General features: G+C 33.1%; 15 protein-coding genes. 10 read left to right on the plus strand and 5 right to left on the minus strand.

The genetic code is table 11. The features are described 5' to 3' along the window. Nucleotides 1–26: 26 nt before the first annotated feature. The 7 genes from menD to menC all read left to right on the plus strand — a co-directional run bounded on the left by menD (nt 27) and on the right by menC (nt 8,649). Nucleotides 27–1,688, plus strand: a complete 1,662-nt coding sequence (menD, locus tag AAYQ05_RS13740; protein WP_343544048.1) for a 2-succinyl-5-enolpyruvyl-6-hydroxy-3-cyclohexene-1-carboxylic-acid synthase — start codon at nt 27–29, stop codon at nt 1,686–1,688. 154 nt (nt 1,689–1,842) lie between these two features. Further along, nucleotides 1,843–2,697 carry a CvfB family protein gene (locus tag AAYQ05_RS13745; RefSeq protein WP_343544049.1) on the plus strand — a complete coding sequence of 285 codons (855 nt, stop codon included), beginning with the start codon at nt 1,843–1,845 and terminating at the stop codon, nt 2,695–2,697. 804 nt (nt 2,698–3,501) lie between these two features. Further along, on the plus strand, nt 3,502–4,335 hold the full coding sequence (locus AAYQ05_RS13750) for a 1,4-dihydroxy-2-naphthoyl-CoA synthase (protein ID WP_012024845.1): 834 nt from the start codon (nt 3,502–3,504) through the stop codon (nt 4,333–4,335). Nucleotides 4,336–4,420: 85 nt separating this feature from the next. Continuing rightward, complete coding sequence (menA, locus tag AAYQ05_RS13755) at nt 4,421–5,383, plus strand: 1,4-dihydroxy-2-naphthoate octaprenyltransferase (RefSeq protein ID WP_343544050.1); 963 nt, start codon at nt 4,421–4,423, stop codon at nt 5,381–5,383. 28 nt (nt 5,384–5,411) lie between these two features. Then, complete coding sequence (locus tag AAYQ05_RS13760) at nt 5,412–6,089, plus strand: metal-dependent hydrolase (protein WP_343544051.1); 678 nt, start codon at nt 5,412–5,414, stop codon at nt 6,087–6,089. 185 nt (nt 6,090–6,274) lie between these two features. Further along, nucleotides 6,275–7,513, plus strand: coding sequence for a tetratricopeptide repeat protein (locus AAYQ05_RS13765; RefSeq protein WP_343544052.1), 1,239 nt, complete (start codon nt 6,275–6,277; stop codon nt 7,511–7,513). Nucleotides 7,514–7,611: 98 nt separating this feature from the next. Further along, nucleotides 7,612–8,649, plus strand: coding sequence for an o-succinylbenzoate synthase (gene menC, locus AAYQ05_RS13770; RefSeq protein WP_343544053.1), 1,038 nt, complete (start codon nt 7,612–7,614; stop codon nt 8,647–8,649). 130 nt (nt 8,650–8,779) lie between these two features. Here menC and AAYQ05_RS13775 read toward each other — a convergent pair whose 3' ends face one another. Both AAYQ05_RS13775 and AAYQ05_RS13780 read right to left on the minus strand, forming a co-directional pair. Further along, on the minus strand, nt 8,780–9,319 hold the full coding sequence (locus AAYQ05_RS13775) for a hypothetical protein (protein ID WP_343544054.1): 540 nt from the start codon (nt 9,317–9,319) through the stop codon (nt 8,780–8,782). 16 nt (nt 9,320–9,335) lie between these two features. Then, nucleotides 9,336–10,247, minus strand: coding sequence for an OmpA family protein (locus tag AAYQ05_RS13780; RefSeq protein ID WP_343544055.1), 912 nt, complete (start codon nt 10,245–10,247; stop codon nt 9,336–9,338). Nucleotides 10,248–10,431: 184 nt separating this feature from the next. Between AAYQ05_RS13780 and AAYQ05_RS13785 the strand changes: the two genes are divergently transcribed. Further along, on the plus strand, nt 10,432–10,905 hold the full coding sequence (locus tag AAYQ05_RS13785; RefSeq protein ID WP_343544056.1) for a CYTH domain-containing protein: 474 nt from the start codon (nt 10,432–10,434) through the stop codon (nt 10,903–10,905). Between the two features lie 2 nt (nt 10,906–10,907). Further along, entirely contained in the window at nt 10,908–11,876 is a 969-nt protein-coding gene (locus AAYQ05_RS13790; RefSeq protein WP_343544057.1) for a YpdA family putative bacillithiol disulfide reductase, read from the plus strand. A gap of 71 nt (nt 11,877–11,947) precedes the next feature. Here the strand turns inward: AAYQ05_RS13790 and AAYQ05_RS13795 are convergent, their stop codons facing one another. Next, entirely contained in the window at nt 11,948–13,516 is a 1,569-nt protein-coding gene (locus AAYQ05_RS13795) for a protein adenylyltransferase SelO (protein ID WP_343544058.1), read from the minus strand. Between the two features lie 193 nt (nt 13,517–13,709). Continuing rightward, the gene (gene msrA, locus AAYQ05_RS13800) at nt 13,710–14,243 is read right to left on the minus strand and encodes a peptide-methionine (S)-S-oxide reductase MsrA (RefSeq protein WP_343544059.1); all 534 of its coding nucleotides are present in this window, start codon (nt 14,241–14,243) and stop codon (nt 13,710–13,712) included. A 183-nt stretch (nt 14,244–14,426) separates the two neighbouring features. On the opposite strand from msrA, the gene AAYQ05_RS13805 reads away from it, so the two are divergent. Beyond that, nucleotides 14,427–15,914: an aminotransferase class V-fold PLP-dependent enzyme gene (locus AAYQ05_RS13805; RefSeq protein WP_343544060.1), complete on the plus strand. Its 1,488-nt coding sequence runs from the start codon at nt 14,427–14,429 to the stop codon at nt 15,912–15,914. A 193-nt stretch (nt 15,915–16,107) separates the two neighbouring features. On the opposite strand, the gene AAYQ05_RS13810 is transcribed toward AAYQ05_RS13805, so the two are convergent. Beyond that, nucleotides 16,108–17,850, minus strand: coding sequence for an APC family permease (locus tag AAYQ05_RS13810; RefSeq protein WP_343544061.1), 1,743 nt, complete (start codon nt 17,848–17,850; stop codon nt 16,108–16,110). Nucleotides 17,851–17,958: the final 108 nt, after the last annotated feature.

Genomic DNA, 17,958 nt, shown 5'->3' on the forward strand with positions numbered 1-17,958 from the left:
CTTTAAAAAAGTAATACGCGACCGTAATGATTTACCCCAAAATAGCGCTTGCACAAAGCATTATCGAAATTTTATCTGCCAAAGGCATTGTTAATATCATAATTTCTCCAGGATCTAGAAATGCACCGTTAACTATCGGATTTGCTCAAAATCCAAACTTTACTTGTTACAGTATTGCAGACGAACGTTGTGCTGCTTTCTTTGCTTTAGGAATTGCACAGCAGACCAAACAGCCGACAGCTATTGTTTGTACTTCAGGATCTGCTTTATTAAACTATTATCCTGCTCTTGCTGAAGCATTTTACAGCCAGATTCCATTAATAGTAATTTCTGCCGATCGTCCGCAAAGTAAAATCGATATTGGTGACGGACAAACCATTCGTCAAGAAAATGTGTTTGCTAATCATTCTGTTTTTAATGCGAATTTAACTGAAGAAGCATCAGAAGAAAATGATTTAAAAATCAATCTAGCAATTGAAACAGCAATTCTTAAAAAAGGTCCAGTACATATTAATGCACCTTTCGAAGAACCATTATATGAAACCACAGAAGAACTTTCTGTAAAACCAAAAATCACAGTTCCAAATCCAGAAAATTTTCCTCGCACTATACAAAACAGCGATGAATTTGTTTCTGTTTGGAATAATGCCAAACGAAAATTGGTTTTGGTTGGAGTTAATGAAGCTAATAGTATTGATCAGGAAATTATTGAAAATTTAGCTTCAGATCCGTCAGTGGTAGTGCTTACAGAAACGACTTCAAATCTTCATCATGAGAGTTTTATTAATTCAATTGATACTTTAATTACGCCTTTTGATGATTTTGATTTTAAGAAATTTAACCCTGAAGTTTTAATAACTTTTGGAGGAATGGTTGTCTCAAAAAGAATTAAAGGCTTTTTGCGAAAATACAAACCAAAAGAGCATTGGCATATTGATACTTTACGAGCTTATGATACATTTGGAGCATTGACAAAACATTTTGAAATGAAACCAAATGATTTCTTTAAAGACCTGCTTTCAAAAACATCTTTTGTAAAAAGTAATTATTTTAATAATGTAGATACGGTTTACCAAACGAGATTAGAGAGAAGAAAAGAATATTTGAGTAAAATAGAGTTTTCGGATTTTAAAGTTTTTGAAAAAGTAATCGAATCATTGCCTACAAATAGCATGTTACAGATCAGTAACAGTTCTGCTATTCGTTACGCACAATTGATTGATATAGATAATTCTATTGAAGTTTTCTGTAATCGAGGAACAAGTGGAATCGACGGAAGTACTTCTACTGCAATTGGTGCAGCTGTTGGAAACCAAAAGCAAACTGTTTTTGTAACGGGAGACATTAGTTTTTTATATGACAGTAATGCTTTATGGAATTCCTATATTCCTAAAAACTTCAAAATTATTCTAATCAATAATGGTGGAGGAGGAATCTTTAGAATTTTACCAGGGCATCAGGAAAAGCCTGTTTTTAATACTTATTTTGAAACATCGCATCAACTGACAGCTGAACATTTGGCAAAGATGTATCAATTGAATTATTTCACGGCAAATGATAGCGATTCATTAGAAAATGCTTTGCGAGAATTATATAATTCAGATGATACACCCGGAATTCTGGAAATTTTTACACCGACTGCTCAAAACGATGTGATTTTAAAGCAGTATTTCAAACATTTAATCTAAAAACTACAATCCTTTTTGATATTCTATTGAAAAGGATTTTTTTTGTTTTCTCTATAAAGTAAGATTTGTTAAATTAAATTCTCTGTAGCGCGCCAAACTTCGTACCTTTGCGCCTCAGAAACTTAGCAGTTCGGCTGCTTAGAAATTTATTAAAATGCTAGAAATAGGAAAATACAATACTCTAACTATATTACGTGATACCAAAGTAGGTTTGTTTTTAGGAAATCCTGAAAAAGACCCAGAAGGAATTCACGATGTTTTGCTTCCCAATAAATATGTACCTAAAGTATTTGAAATTGGAGAAGAACTAATCGTTTTTGTTTATCTTGATCACGAACAGAGACCTGTGGCAACGACGTTGGTGCCTTATATTTTATTGAATGAATTTGCACTTTTAAGAGTAAATTATATCAATAATGTGGGTGCTTTTATGGATTGGGGAATGGAGAAAGATATTCTGGTTCCATTCAAAGAACAAGCGCGTCCAATGGAAAAAGGAAAACGCTACTTGGTTTATTTATACATGGATAAACAAACCAATCGTCTTGTGGCATCAAGTAAAACGAATCAGTTTTTAAGCAACGACAATCTAACAGTTGAAAAAGGCGAAGAAGTTGACTTAATTGTTTCTCATATTACCGATATGGGAATCAATGTTATTATAAACGAGCAGCATAAAGGACTTTTGTATAAAGATGAAGTTTACGACGATTCAATAAGAACTGGCGATAGAATGCGCGGTTATATCAAAACCATTCGTCCTGATAACAAAATTGATGTTGCGCTTCAGCCGCAAGGCGTTGAAAGTATAGAACCAAATGCAGAGAAAATTCTTAATGAGCTAAGAGCCAGCAGAGGCTTTCTTAGATTAAATGACAACTCTCATCCAGAAGATATTAAGACAGTTTTAAAAATGAGTAAAAAATCATTTAAAAAAGCGATTGGATCTCTGTATAAAGAAAAATTGATCGAAATAAAAGACGATGGAATTTATCTGGTAAAAGAATAAAAACCTAAAAATCCTAATATTTTAAAATCCAAACTCCAAGACTGATTCAACGAAATGCATTGGAATTTTTATTTTTTGGAACTTATTTTGCGTCAGCAAAATTATTATAACACAAAAGGCTGCTCATTACAAGCAGCCTTTCGCTTTTTATTCAGTTTTAAAAAAAATTGTAATTAAAAAAAAACAGAAATAAAATAATTCGAGTCCATCTCAGAACAATAACTTTACGAATTTTAGAAATTATCCCATTGATGGTATGTCTTTTAAATGATTTGAAGTACCTATCTTAACAGCAAAAAAAGAATTTCACGGCTAATCCATTGGTTTTATAAAATAACTTTTAGAAAGTATGAATTAGTACTTTTTTCTTCTTTTATCGTTATCATTCCTATACTAACTATAGATACAATTCTAACATTTAACCTTAGGTGTTACTTTTTTCTTTTTGAAGTTTCGACAAACACATAAATCATTTGCTCTTTTAATTGAGGTTTGTTACTTAAAACCCTAAAAAAATGAGCGACAAATTTTTTAAATTTTCTCAAAAAAATCATTTTTTAGGTTAATAAATCAGTGAAAGAAAATCAATCTGAAATCTTTGAAATTTTTGTATCTCATTGATTTCTAGGCTGTAAAATTAATTATTATTTTTCTAAACTAATGTTAAAAAATGTTATTTTTTGTAAGTAAATACCAATTGTTAACATTGCACGTCAATTTAGTAAAGACTTAAGACGGATTGAGTAGGTAAAATAGTAAAAATGCTTTATTTTTACCGTATAATTATTAAAACAAAAAATCAAAATGGATTGGATTACAGCCAGAGAATTTGAAGATATAACTTATAAAAAATGCAATGGAGTAGCAAGAATAGCATTTAACAGACCAAATGTTAGAAATGCTTTCCGACCTAAAACTACTTCAGAATTATACCAAGCTTTTTATGATGCTCAAGAAGACACTTCAATTGGTGTAGTTTTACTTTCAGCTGAAGGACCTTCTACAAAAGATGGAGTTTATTCTTTTTGCAGTGGCGGTGATCAAAATGCACGTGGACACCAAGGATATGTTGGAGATGATGGACAGCACCGTTTAAACATTTTAGAAGTGCAGCGTTTAATTCGTTTTATGCCAAAAGTTGTTATTGCAGTAGTTCCTGGATGGGCTGTAGGTGGTGGACATAGCTTACACGTAGTGTGTGATATGACACTTGCAAGTAAAGAACATGCTATTTTTAAACAAACAGATGCCGATGTAACTAGTTTTGATGGCGGTTACGGATCTGCTTATTTGGCCAAAATGGTCGGACAAAAAAAAGCACGTGAAATCTTCTTTTTAGGTAGAAATTACTCTGCACAAGAAGCTTTTGAAATGGGAATGGTAAATGCTGTAATTCCGCATGACGAACTAGAAGCAACTGCTTATGAATGGGCTCAAGAAATTCTTCAAAAATCACCAACTTCTATAAAAATGCTAAAATTTGCAATGAACTTAACAGATGACGGAATGGTCGGACAGCAAGTTTTTGCAGGAGAAGCAACTCGTTTGGCTTATATGACCGAAGAGGCAAAAGAAGGAAGAAACGCTTTCTTAGAAAAAAGAAAACCAAACTTTGGCGAAAATAAGTGGTTACCGTAAATAAGTTATAAAATAGTTTCAAGTTTCAGGTTTCAAGTTAAGAACCTGAAACTTGAAACCTGAAACTAAACAAACAAAACAAATAATGAAACATTGGATTGAAGCCGCGAGATTACGCACATTACCTTTATCAGTTTCCGGAATTATAGTTGGAAGCATTTATGCTTTGTCAAATCCAACAGAAACTATTAACACTCCAACAGAAGTATTCAGCTGGAAAGTTTTTGGTTTTGCCTTATTGACAACATTAGGATTACAGGTTTTATCCAATTTTGCAAACGATTATGGAGATGGAGTAAAAGGTACTGATAATGCAGATCGAGTTGGGCCGCAACGCGCTATTCAGAGTGGGGTTATTACGCCTCAGGCAATGAAAAAAGCGATTATTATTACTTCTTTTTTGACTTTATTATCTGCTATTATCCTGATCTATTTTGCTTTTGGAAAGGATAATTTCGGTTATTCTATCTTTTTTCTTCTGTTAGGCATCGCTGCTATTATTTCTGCAATTCGTTACACAGTAGGTAATTCTGCTTACGGTTATAGAGGATTAGGAGATTTATTCGTTTTTATTTTCTTCGGATTAGTAAGCACTTTAGGTGTGAACTTTTTATACGCAAAAGAAGTAGATCCGCTTTTAATTCTTCCAGCTGTTGCCATCGGATTGTTGAGCGTTGGAGTTTTAAACCTAAACAATATGCGCGATCAAGAATCTGATAAAAAATCTGGAAAAAACACAATCGTGGTACAGATTGGAGCTCAAAATGCCAAAAAATATCACTTTTTCTTAATTATTACTGCAATGATTTTGGTTGTTGCATTTGCTGTCTTAAGCGATTATAACTTTGACCAATATTTGTTTTTATTGGCTTATATTCCATTAACAAAACATTTAATCACAGTTTACAAAAATCAAGATCCAAAATTATTAGATCCAGAATTAAAAAAACTTGCATTAAGCACATTCTTACTTTCTATATTACTTACAGTATGCATGATTTCTTTGATTTCAGACATTATTGTAAACCTCTTTTTAGGAGGAAGATAAAACAATGTTTAACTTAAAAAGTGACAAAATGAAAATTACATACTACGGACACGCTTCATTAGGAATTGAAGTAGGAGGAAAATACATTATTGTAGACCCATTTATTACCGGAAATCCACAAGCTGCTGCAATCAATCTAAGTACGATCAAAGCAGATTATATTTTATTGACACATGCGCATGCTGATCACGTTTTGGATGTTGAAGCTATTGCAAAAAACACCAATGCAGTTATTGTTTCAAATGCAGAAATTGCAAGCCATTATGCAAAAAAAGGATTCAATTCGCATCCAATGAATCACGGAGGAAGCTGGAAATTTGATTTCGGAAAAGTAAAATATGTAAATGCAATTCACTCAAGCAGTTTTCCTGACGGTTCTTATGGAGGAAATCCTGGAGGTTTTGTAATTGAAGGCGAACATAAAAATATCTATATCGCTGGAGACACAGCTTTGACTTACGATATGAAATTGATTCCGCTTCGCACAAAACTAGATTTAGTTATTCTTCCAATCGGAAACAATTTTACAATGGATGTTGAAGACGCTATTATTGCTTCAGATTTTGTAGAATGCGACAAAGTTTTAGGATATCACTATGACACTTTTGGCTATATCGAGATCAATCATGAAGAAGCAATTCGTAAATTCTTCGATAAAGGAAAAGATTTAATGCTTTTACCAATAGGAGATTCTATTGAATTATAAGAAGCTAATCCCGCTTTCGGCTAAATTCCCGATTAACAAAAACTACGGCTGAAAAAGCCTTGTTTTTCTAAATCGGGAGATACCGCCTCTATCGGGGCTAGGGCACTCAATTCCATAAGAAAGTTATTTGGCATAATCTATGTTAATTGAATTAAAGTTTTTTAAAATAAAAATCATTTTAATCTGTGAAATCTGTGGCAATTAAAGCATCATCACAAAATACAACTTTCAAACAAATCCTTTTATTACTATTTATCGCAACTTCCTATAACGCTTTTGCACAAAAAGACGGTTATTGGGATAAAGAACGTGCAACAACCAAAGAAATCATGGTTCCCGCACGCGATAGAATTTCTATACCAACAGAAGATTTACCAGTTGGAACTACAGAAATTGTATATAGAATCACACTTTTAGATAAAAATCAGGAAATGGCCAATAGTTTGGTTTCCTTATTAAAAGCAATTCCAGATCCAACGGGAGTTAGTCAAGGTTCAGCAGGTGCTGTTTTCTTGATGTCCAAAATTTCCGGTGATGACGAATGTACTTATTCGATTTTTACATCCAATGAAAATGCAAAAAAATACGTTGCAGACGGTAAAATTGACAAAGCTTGCTATTCTCAAGCAGAACCTGTCAGCAAAGACGCCAAAAGATTATCTGTCAATAAATCGTCTTGTTTAAAAGAAAACATTGGTACAATCTGGTTCGGTTTTGAAAGCAAGAACTGGCTTCTAAGTCAGAAAGTAGTTCTAGAAGTAGTGCCTTGGGTTGACACAAAATTAAATCGCGGTTGGAATCAAGACAATAAAAATGAAATTATAAGCTTATGCAAAACTTCTACAATGGCACAAAAAATGGCCAATTCAGATGATTTTTGCGTTTGTATCTTAAATAAAATCATGAAACAATATCGTTATGATGAGTTTCAAAAATTATTGGCTGTCGAAAAAACAAAAGTCTACAAAGATTTTGGAAACAGCTGTTATAAAGATGCTGATATTTCTAAGAATGTATTTAATGATTTAAGAGCGCAAACAGCTTCTTTAATCAAAGCCCAAAAATATAACGAAGCAATTCCGAAATTAAATACAATTGTAAACGAAGGAAAAGCAACTGCATTAGATTACAGCTGGTTGGGCTATTGTTACATTTTGACAAAACAATATGCAAAAGCATTAAAAGTACTTCAAGAGGGCGAAAAATTGGATGATACAGAATTATTAGTCAAATTGAATCTGGCACATACTTATTTAGTAAGCGATGACTATAGCGCTGCCAAAGCGATTTACAAAAAATATCAGACTCAAAATGTAACAGACAGTTTAAGCTGGATTGCAAAAACAAAACTTGATTTTCAAGCTTTTGAAAAAGCAGGTTTACCTTCAAAAGATTTTGAAAGAATCTTAAAATTATATAATTAAGGAAAAAAAACTAAGTTGTTTAGAAATGTAATGCTTCTTAAAGCTAGTTTTTTTTAAACTTAGGACCTCAGTACCTTAGCATCTTAGCACCTTTAAAAATGAAAGCATCGTACAGTAAATATTTACTAGATTTTAAACGTCCGTCAGGAACTTCTAGAGGCATTATGACCGAAAAAGAAACTTGGTTTATAACTCTAGAAGAAAATGGCAGAAAAGGAATAGGAGAGTGTGGTATACTTCGTGGTTTAAGCGCAGACGATCGCGAAGATTATGAAGAAAAACTAAAATGGGTTTGCGATAATATACATTTAGGAGAAACAGCACTTTGGAATGCTTTATTAGAATTTCCTTCTATACAATTTGGAATAGAAATGGCTTTTTTGTCTCTTAAAAGTGAAAATCCATTTATTCTATTTTCTTCTGATTTCACAAAAAATACAGCTTCAATTCCTATTAATGGGCTGGTTTGGATGGGTGAAGCAGCTTTCATGAAACAGCAGATTGAAGAAAAATTAGCTGATGGTTTTGATTGCATAAAACTTAAAATTGGCGCTATTGATTTCAGTAAAGAATTAGAATTATTGCAATTTATAAGAAGCCATTTTTCAGCAGAAGAAATAGAAATAAGAGTAGATGCTAATGGCGCTTTTTCTTTAACTGAAGCTTTAGATAAGTTAAATCAATTGAATCAATTTCAGCTTCATAGTATTGAACAGCCAATTAAAAAAGGAAATGTTTCAGAAATGGCTAAACTGTGTGAGCAGACGCCTTTTCCAATTGCTTTAGACGAAGAGCTAATTGGTGTATTTTCATTAGAAGAAAAAGAAAAATTGCTTCAGGAAATTAAGCCTCAATACATCATTTTAAAACCAAGTTTTATTGGTGGTTTCCGTGGCACTCAAGAATGGATTACGCTTGCTGAAAAATATAATATTGGCTGGTGGATCACTTCTGCATTAGAAAGTAATATTGGACTAAATGCTATTGCGCAATGGACATATACTTTGCATTCAGATATGCCACAAGGTTTAGGAACTGGAGCATTATATACTAATAATATAGATTGTCCTCTTGAAGTTAAAAATGGAAAACTTTGGTACAATTCTAACCTAGAATGGCAATCGGATTTTTTCTAAGAAAACATACAAACTGATAAAATAAAAAAAGACGTAAAGTATGAAAACTTTACGTCTTTTTTGTTCGTTCATATAAACAGAGATTGAAAAACCTCTGTTCCTTTGCAACTATGCACCTTTGAACCTTCTTTTACTCTTTTCCGCCTAAAAGACTGTCTTGCCACTCTTTTAAATCCTGCCATTTGCCTTGATAAGCCATAAGAGCCTGTCTTGCCCATGTACTAGGATTATGCATAGCGTAATTTTCTCCTCCAGCGTCTAGAATAGATTGTAATTTTTCGGTAGCTGTTTGCGAAAGCTCATACCAAGTATTGATTCCAGCAGCATTAAATAATGCTTCAATTTTAGGGCCAATTCCCTCCACAATTTTCAAGTCATTCTCTTTAACTTTCTTGCCTAAAACATTTGCAGCCAAAGCAGCATCAAAAGGAATCGTTGCAGGAGCAGCAAAAGACTGTACAGAAGCTTTAGCTTTCGCGGCCAAATCAGCTTCTAGTGTAGCGATTCTTGCATTCAAGTTTCGTGTATTGGCTTTGCAGGCATCTAAATCAGCTTGAAGTGAAGCAGAAAGTGAATCATCATTTCTCGAATTCATTTTTCCTAGTAAATAACCTAAGATTCCACAGATTAAACCTACTAGAATAGGTATTAAGACACAAGGTATATTCATGATCGTATATTTTTAATTATTTAATGGTAATTACAGTTCTTCTATTTGCAGCCTTTCCGTCCGCCGTATTGTTATCGCCTATAGGTTCGTCAGGACCTTTAGATTGCGTTTCAATTCTGGTATTATCAATTCCGTTTTTAGAAAGATAATCTTTTGAAAAATCGGCTCTTTTTTGTGCTAAAACAATGTTTGAGTCACGGTTTCCAACATTGTCAGAATGTCCAATTACCACAATCACAGCATCTTTTACATTCTCTGCATATTTAGCAATATCAGTAACTTTTTGTTTCTCCGCAGCACTTAATTTCTCGCTAGATTTATTTGTGTTAAAATGGAGAATTAACGGATCTGCGTTTATTTTTGCTTTCAATGCACTCCATTCATCATTTGGGGCAGCCGTTGAATCTATAGCTTCAAATAAATATTCAGCAGGTCCTAGAAGGGTATCTCCACTCATTTTCCATTTATCTATAATGGTACCTTTCGTAGAAAACTGATTTTCCAATAATCCCTTGGAAACAAAGTAATTCTTGACATCATTTGCCCTTGCGAGACCTAGATTTTCAAAAGTCGTCGAATTTGTCTCGTCTGAAGTCGCATAACCGGTTATCGTAATTTTCTGTTTCGGATTTGCTTCTAAGAATTTCTTTAAGTTATCAACACCAGTTGTGACCGAATCACTGACAGGCATAATAAGCTTTGCACTGTTTTTAAGGAACTTTAAATTATCATTTGTCTGATAATTAATTCCGGGACCATTTAATACAAACGGAACAAAATTCGGCTCTGCAACAGTAGTGGCCACTGTTTTTGGAGCAATGTCCGTTGTGGTTTTCTCACAGCAATTGCAACAAAATTTCAGATATAAAAAAGTACCCAAAATGATGGTTATTGCAATGCCTAACAAATAAAGTGCTTTTTTAGACATATATTTCGTATTAAGATTCTATCAAATTTAATTAAAATAAAAGTTATAACATGTTAATAATCAATTATTTTGATGTTATTACTTTGAAATAAAACAGAATAAATTAACTTATTTTTCATTTTTTATACTTCCAAAGGCTTGATTAAAATGAGTAACTTGCATAAAAAAATAATCTGCATTTAAGATGATCGAAATAGAAAGAAAGTTTCTTGTGAAATCTGAAGACTTCAAGAAGCAAGCTTTTACTCAGAATAAAATTGCTCAGGGCTATTTGAGTTCTGCGCCAGAGCGTACCGTTAGGGTTAGAATTAAAGGAGAAAAGGGCTTTATAACTATAAAAGGAATAAGCCACAGTAGTGGTATGTCTCGTTTTGAATGGGAAAATGAAATTCCGTTAGATGAAGCGCAAGAGTTATTAAAATTGTGCGAAAAGGGTAAGATTGAGAAGACACGTTATGAAATAAGACTGGGCAACCATATATTTGAAGTTGACGAATTTTATGGCGAAAATGAAGGTCTAGTAATGGCCGAAATTGAATTAAATTCTGAAGATGAAGTTTTTGAAAAACCGGATTGGCTAGGTGAAGAAGTTACTAACGACGAGAGATATTATAATGCTTATTTGAGTAAAAATCCTTTTAAAGACTGGCAGAAATAAAAATGACAGAATCAATATATGACCTTGTTATTGTAGGCGGTGGACCAATTGGTCTTGCTTGTGCAATAGAAGCCGAAAAGAAAAAATTAAAATATGTAATTATAGAAAAGGGAGCGATCGTTAATAGTATTTTTAATTATCCGCTCTATATGACCTTTTTCTCTACCGCAGAAAGATTGGAAATTGGCGAAATTCCATTTAACTGCCTGGCACCAAAACCAGGACGTCAGGAAGCTTTGGAGTATTTTCGAAATATTCACCGTTACTTTAAATTCAATATCAATTTATTTGAAAAAGTACTTGATGTACAGAAAAATGAAGGCATTTTTAAGATAGCAACTGATAAGCAAAATTACGAATCTAAGAATGTTATAATCGCAACTGGTTTCTATGATATTCCTATTCAAATGAATGTTTTAGGGGAAAACCTTGCAAAAGTTCGCCATTATTATAAGGAAGCACATGAGTATGCTTTTAGAAAAGTTTTGGTAGTAGGCGCTAATAATTCGTCTGTAGACGCAGCTTTGGAATGCTGGAGAAAAGGAGCGGAGGTAACGATGGTAATTCGTAAAAACGAAATTAATAGTCGCGTAAAATATTGGGTAAAACCAGATATTGAAAATCGTATTGCCGAAGGAAGTATTAAAGCTTATTTTGAATCAAATATTACGGAAATCAGGGAAAATGAAGTGGAAATTCTAACCTCAAATGGTAAAATTACAATTGAAAATGATTTTGTTCTGGCACTAACAGGCTACAAACCGGATCTAAATTTTCTAGAAAAAATTGGAATCCAACTTTCTGATGATGAACTGAAAATTCCTGTTTACAATCCGGAAACGATGGAAACTAATGTAGAAGGTTTATTTCTTGCTGGAGTAGTTTGTGGCGGAATGCAGACCCATAAATGGTTTATAGAAAACTCTAGAATTCATGCTAATTTGATTGTAGATCACATTACTACGAAATAAAAAAATGCCACAGATTAAAAGGATTTTTAGGATTAATCATTAGAATCTTTTTAATCTGTGGCAAAAAACTTTTAAGAACTACAAGACAACATTGAACAGCCAACTTTTGTTCTTGCCCAGTCTGGACGTTTTGCAAACCATTTTTCAGATTCTGGCTGTTCATCATATGGATTTTTCAGAAGCTGGAATAATTCATCAACTAATGAATAATCCTCTTTATCTGCGGCATCAATGGCCAATTGTGCCATGTAATTTCGTAATACATACTTAGGATTAATTTTATTCATTTTTTCTGAACGTTCATCATCCGTAAGTTCTTCTGCATTTAATCTTTTCAAGTAAACAGTAAACCATTTTTGCCAAGCATCCAGAATGTTTTCTTTTATTTCTTCTGGAATGTAAAATGCGTATTCTATTTTTTCGAATGCTTGTTCTACAGAATCCTCATTTTTAATTTTACTAAGATTTCTAAAAAAGATAGTCATATCGGTTTCTGATAACTGTAAAATTTCTTCTAAACCTTTGATTATTTTATCATCAGTTTCACTTGAAGTAAATAATCCTAATTTGCTTAAAAACATTGTTTTGTAGTCACTTTCAAAATCAGTTATAAACGTATCTAAGATTTTCTCCAAAGGCGCTGCTTCATTAATTAAAGGATAAAGTGCATTTGCCAATTGAAATAAATTCCATTGTGCCACTTGAGGCTGATTTCCGAAACGATATCTTCTATTTTGACTGTCAGTTGTGTTTGGTGTCCAGTTTGGATCATAGTTTTCAAGCCAGCCATATGGGCCATAATCAATTGTGATTCCATGAATAGACATATTATCAGTATTCATGACACCATGAACAAATCCGACGCGTTGCCAATGCAAAATCATTTCACGAATTGTGTCAGCAACTTTCTGGAAAAACTGCAAATATTGCTCTTTTGGTTCTCCAGTAATTTCAGGGAAATAATGCTTAATTGTAAATTCGACAAATTGTTTCAGATTTTTCAGTTCATTTCTGGCAGTAAGCATCTCATAACTTCCAAAACGAATGAAAGAGGGAGCTACGCGACAAACTATAGCACCTTTTTCATAAGCAGGATTCCCGTTATATAAAATATCTCGTAAAACCTGATCTCCAGATAGAATAAGCGAAAGCGATCGGGTAGTAGGAACGCCCAAATTGTACATTGCTTCGGCACATAAATATTCTCGTATCGAAGAACGCAAAACAGCCAAACCATCTGCAGTTCTAGAATAGGGAGTTTTTCCTGCTCCTTTTAACTGTAATGTATAAAATTCACCGTTATTCTCAACTTCTGTTAAGTTAATGGCACGTCCATCTCCTAATTGTCCAGCCCAATTTCCGAATTGATGCCCGGCATAACACATGGCAAACGGGTTTGTTTCTGGAAAAATCTCTTTTCCAGAAAATACATTAAGAAATTCTTCTGATTGAATTTCATCTTTAGAAATGCCAACTAATGCAGCAACTTCTTCAGAGGCATGAATCAATTTTGGATGTGAGGGTTTTGTCGGATTTACGTATGAAAACAACGTATTTTTAACTTGACGAACTTCATTGGTCAAATCTGGATCTGCTGGTAATTCGGCAGTAAACCGATTATTTATTTTTAAACTTTTCATTTTGTTTTCTTTCTTTTTTTTGCCACAGATTGAATGGATTAAAAAGATTTTCTACTTCGTCTTTTTGCCACGAATTACACGAATTTCCACGAATGTTTTTCAAATTCAACTAAAAAAAATTAGTGGAAATTCGTGTAATTCGTGGCAAACAAAAAATCCTTTTAATCTGTTTAATCTGTGGCTAAACCAAAAATTAGTTTGCTAATCTATCTGCGTATAATTTTTTTAGTTTTTGAATTTTTGGATCAATTACAACTTGGCAATATCCCGCTTCTTGATTTTCGTTATAATAATTCTGATGATAATCTTCGGCTTCGTAAAAAACTTCAAAAGGTTTTAATTGCGTTACAATTGGATCTGCGTAAGCCGGCTGCACTTCTTCAAAAACCTTTTCTGCAATCTCTTTTTGAGTGTCATCGTGGTATAAAATTATAGAACGATATTGTGTTCCGCTATCGCCACCTTGACGATTTAAAGTTGTTGGATCATGACTTGTCATGAATATGAAAATTAAGTCATGATATGAAATTATGTCAGGATTAAAAGTCACTTGTATTACTTCGGCATGTCCTGTTCTTCCTGTACATACTTCGCGATAAGCTGGATTTTTGATAAATCCGTCTGAATAACCTGATTTTATTGATTCTACACCTTTTAAACGCTGAATTACAGCTTCTATACACCAAAAACATCCGCCACCAAACGTAGCTACTGATAAATTTCCCATAAATATTACTTTCTTTAAATTTAATGCCTATTAATTCGATAGGATATTATGATAATTTATTAAAAAAAAGTTGTTTTAACTAAAAATACCAAACGGTAATATAGTGTTTGAAGTTTACTATTGATAAATTCGCAATTTTATAAAAAACTATATATATTTGCAGTCAAACACAAGGCACAACTAATGAATAGCAAAAATAGTACCATGACACTGGAAACTTATTTTCAGGAATTTAGAAAGAATATTGTCGGTATAAATCAGGAATTTACTTCTCCTTATGGCAGAAAATCAATAATTTACACAGATTGGACTGCCAGCGGAAGATTATATCGTCCGATTGAAGAAAAACTATTAAATCAGTTTGGACCATTTGTAGCCAATACTCATACTGAAACTACTGTATCTGGTACTGCTATGACAAAAGCATACCATCATGCAAGGCATATTATTAAACGTCATGCCAATGCTAACAATGATGATGTTTTAATTACAGATGGAACTGGAATGACTGGAGTTATCAATAAGTTTCAGCGTATTTTAGGATTGAAAATTCCTGAAAACTTAAAAGGTTTTACAAATGTTCCTGCTGAGAAAAAACCAATTGTCTTTATTTCGCATATGGAGCATCATTCTAATCAAACTTCTTGGTTAGAAACTATTGCCGATGTGGAGATCATTCCTTCTTGTGAAAAAGGTCTTTTTAATTTAGAAAACCTTGAGACTTTATTGGAAAAATATAAAGATAGAACCATAAAAATTGCTTCTATCACAGCTTGTTCGAATGTTACTGGCTTGAGAACTCCTTTTCACGAAGCAGCAAAATTAATGCACCAATATAATGGTGTGTGTTTTGTTGATTTTGCTTGTTCAGGCCCTTATGTAGAAATTGATATGCATCCATCAGATCCAGAAGCTTATTTGGATGCTGTTTTTATGTCACCTCACAAATTCTTAGGTGGTCCTGGAACTTCTGGAGTTTTAATTTTCAATAAAAAATTATACAAAAATATGATTCCTGATTGTCCTGGCGGAGGAACTGTAAGCTGGACAAATCCGTGGGGAGAACATAAATACATTGATAACATTGAAGATCGTGAAGATGGTGGAACTCCTGGATTTCTACAAGTTATCAAAACTGCTTTGGCAATTGAGCTAAAAGAAGAAATGGGAATTGAAAACATAATGGAGCGTGAACATGAGATCGTTGATTATGTTTTCTCTGAATTAGAACCAATTTCGAATATTAAAATTTTAGCAGGACAGCACAAAGAACGTCTTGGTGTAATTTCGTTTTTTATTGATGATCTTCACTTTAATTTGGGAGTTAAAATCTTAAATGATCGTTTTGGAATCCAGACTAGAGGAGGATGCAGTTGTGCAGGAACTTATGGTCATTACTTATTGCATGTTGATCAAGAAACTTCTAATAAATTAGTTAATGAAATTACGATTGGTGATTTAATCAAAAAACCGGGATGGATTAGAATGTCAATTCACCCAACGACAACTGATGAAGAAATTGCTTTTGTTTGTAATAGCATCAAAGAATTGGCAGCAAACCATAAAAATTGGGCTTTAGATTATTCTTACGATAAAAATCGAAATGAGTTTATTCATAAAGACGCAACTTCGTTTGAAGATGAATTAGTGGAAAGCTGGTTTAAATCTTAGATTTTACTAAAAAAAACAATAAAGATTTTTTAGCCACAGATTATACTGATTAACGCAGATTTTTTTTAAATCCTTTTAATCTTTATAATCTGTGGCTATTTCTTTTAACGCAAAGATTGTAAAGATTTTTATAAATTTTATTTGATAATTTTTGCGTTTATTGAGGTCGAAAAGGAGAAAAACTTAAAAAAAATCACATAATCAATCTAACACCTCCTAAGTCTGCAACTCGATAAGAAAATTTATTTCCAGGAGAACCAATGAACATAAAGTTTTTTGGAATGTTCCATTTTTGAGAAAGTTCGTCAATTATTTCTGGACCAAATACGCCTTCAATTTCTATAAATTCGATATCGAGTCCGTCGTAAGCACGATCTAAAACTTCCAAATCTTTTTTAAGCGCTTCGTTATCTACAGTGTCTTTTTTGACATGAACAATTTTCAATTTCTTTGTAGTTTCGTTGTCTTCAACATATTGCAAAACTTTATTCAAAATGGTAATGTCGTCACCTTTTGTAAAAAACACAAATTCTTGAGAATTAATCTTGGAGCTTAATTTCTCTAAATAACGATTACTCAATACGACCATTTTGCGAAGAGGCTGATAAAAATATTCTAACGCTTCGATTAATAAACGTATTAAAATAACACGATTTAGCATAATCCAGACAAAGATTAATGCTGGAACCATATACTGCAAGAAAGTATAAAACGAATTGATATTCAGAAGCATATTTCCAAAAAAAGCAGCAATCACAAAAACTACAGCAGTTACAACCGCAATGCCACGCGCACGTTCTGGTCTCGGGAGTTTGTTGCGTTTATACTTTAAAAGCAAATTCCCAATTCCGAAAAGCGCCATTACTGCCAGAAAAGAAAACGTATAAACTCCTGCCAAAGATTCTAAGTGTCCATTTGTAGCAAAAAGAACTGACAAACAAAGAATTAAAAAACTTAAAACGATTCGGTAATGAGATCCTCTTTTGTTTTGCTTTAGAAAGTAGTTAGGTAAAATTCGATCTAATGTCATTCGGTTTAAAAGTCCCGAAACACCAACAAATGAAGTCAGAACAGCTCCACAAAGAACAAGAACGGCATCTATAGAAATTAGCCAAGCAAGCCAAGATCCGCCTGTTGTTTCTCCCAAATGAGCGAGGAGCGATTCTTTGTTTTCGCCAACTTCTGTAAGCGGAATCACACTTATTAATAATATTGCGATTACAGGATTAAAAAAACTTACTATTCCCCACATGTTTCGTAATGTTTTAGGAAAAACGCCTTGCTCTTGTTCCTCGACAAAATTAGCTGAACTTTCAAAACCTGATATACCAAGCATTGCAGCAGAAAACCCAAGAAAAAGAGCTGTTTTTATACTCCCTGACGCAATTGGAGTTTGCCAATTGATATGGAATATGTCTAAGCCATGCATTAAAACAAACCAAACAGATGCCAAAACCAGCAAGGTCAAAGTACCAATATGAGTCATAAAAATGATAACGGCCACAAATGCAGATTCTCCGATTCCTAAAATGGCTAATCCTGTAAATAAAACTAAGACCACTACTGTGGCGATGGTAACATTAAGACCTTCAAAAATTCCGTGTAGATAATGCATGCCTTCAGATGCTGAAATTACGGCAGTTGCCATATAAGACAGAACAGTCAAAGTTGCCGCAATAGAAGCCAAACGTTTTGTTGAAGTATTTAATAAAACGTTGTAAGCACCTCCATTTAAAGGAATCGCACCAACTACTTCTGCATAAATTTTTCTAAACAAAAATAAAACTACAGCAACAATCAGAAGAGAAATCCAAGCATATTGTCCTGCATACAAAATGGTTAAGGCCGAAACATAAAGACAGGAAGAACTAATATCGTTTCCGCAGATTGCAGTTGCCTGCAGTTGATTTAATTTTTTGTGTACAATTTCTTTCATCAGCATTTAGAATTAATACTTTTAGTAAAATAATAAGCAACAAAATAATTATAATCGGAGTGAGGCAGATACTCAGGTTTAAATCTAATAAACTTTTTAAGGTATGTA

The sequence above is a fragment of the Flavobacterium movens genome (assembly GCF_039581425.1).
Classification (GTDB): Bacteria; Bacteroidota; Bacteroidia; order Flavobacteriales; family Flavobacteriaceae; genus Flavobacterium; species Flavobacterium luteolum.

Bases quoted from the DNA above. Each gene is read 5' to 3' on its own strand.
- AAYQ05_RS13745 (WP_343544049.1), top strand. From the start codon at position 1,843: ATGCTAGAAATAGGAAAATACAATACTCTAACTATATTACGTGATACC.
- AAYQ05_RS13785 (WP_343544056.1), top strand. From the start codon at position 10,432: ATGATCGAAATAGAAAGAAAGTTTCTTGTGAAATCTGAAGACTTCAAG.
- AAYQ05_RS13805 (WP_343544060.1), top strand. From the start codon at position 14,427: ATGAATAGCAAAAATAGTACCATGACACTGGAAACTTATTTTCAGGAA.
- AAYQ05_RS13760 (WP_343544051.1), top strand. From the start codon at position 5,412: ATGAAAATTACATACTACGGACACGCTTCATTAGGAATTGAAGTAGGA.
- AAYQ05_RS13750 (WP_012024845.1), top strand. From the start codon at position 3,502: ATGGATTGGATTACAGCCAGAGAATTTGAAGATATAACTTATAAAAAA.
- menA (WP_343544050.1), top strand. From the start codon at position 4,421: ATGAAACATTGGATTGAAGCCGCGAGATTACGCACATTACCTTTATCA.
- AAYQ05_RS13795 (WP_343544058.1), bottom strand. From the start codon at position 13,516: ATGAAAAGTTTAAAAATAAATAATCGGTTTACTGCCGAATTACCAGCA.
- msrA (WP_343544059.1), bottom strand. From the start codon at position 14,243: ATGGGAAATTTATCAGTAGCTACGTTTGGTGGCGGATGTTTTTGGTGT.
- AAYQ05_RS13780 (WP_343544055.1), bottom strand. From the start codon at position 10,247: ATGTCTAAAAAAGCACTTTATTTGTTAGGCATTGCAATAACCATCATT.
- AAYQ05_RS13775 (WP_343544054.1), bottom strand. From the start codon at position 9,319: ATGAATATACCTTGTGTCTTAATACCTATTCTAGTAGGTTTAATCTGT.
- AAYQ05_RS13790 (WP_343544057.1), top strand. From the start codon at position 10,908: ATGACAGAATCAATATATGACCTTGTTATTGTAGGCGGTGGACCAATT.
- menC (WP_343544053.1), top strand. From the start codon at position 7,612: ATGAAAGCATCGTACAGTAAATATTTACTAGATTTTAAACGTCCGTCA.
- menD (WP_343544048.1), top strand. From the start codon at position 27: ATGATTTACCCCAAAATAGCGCTTGCACAAAGCATTATCGAAATTTTA.
- AAYQ05_RS13810 (WP_343544061.1), bottom strand. From the start codon at position 17,850: ATGAAAGAAATTGTACACAAAAAATTAAATCAACTGCAGGCAACTGCA.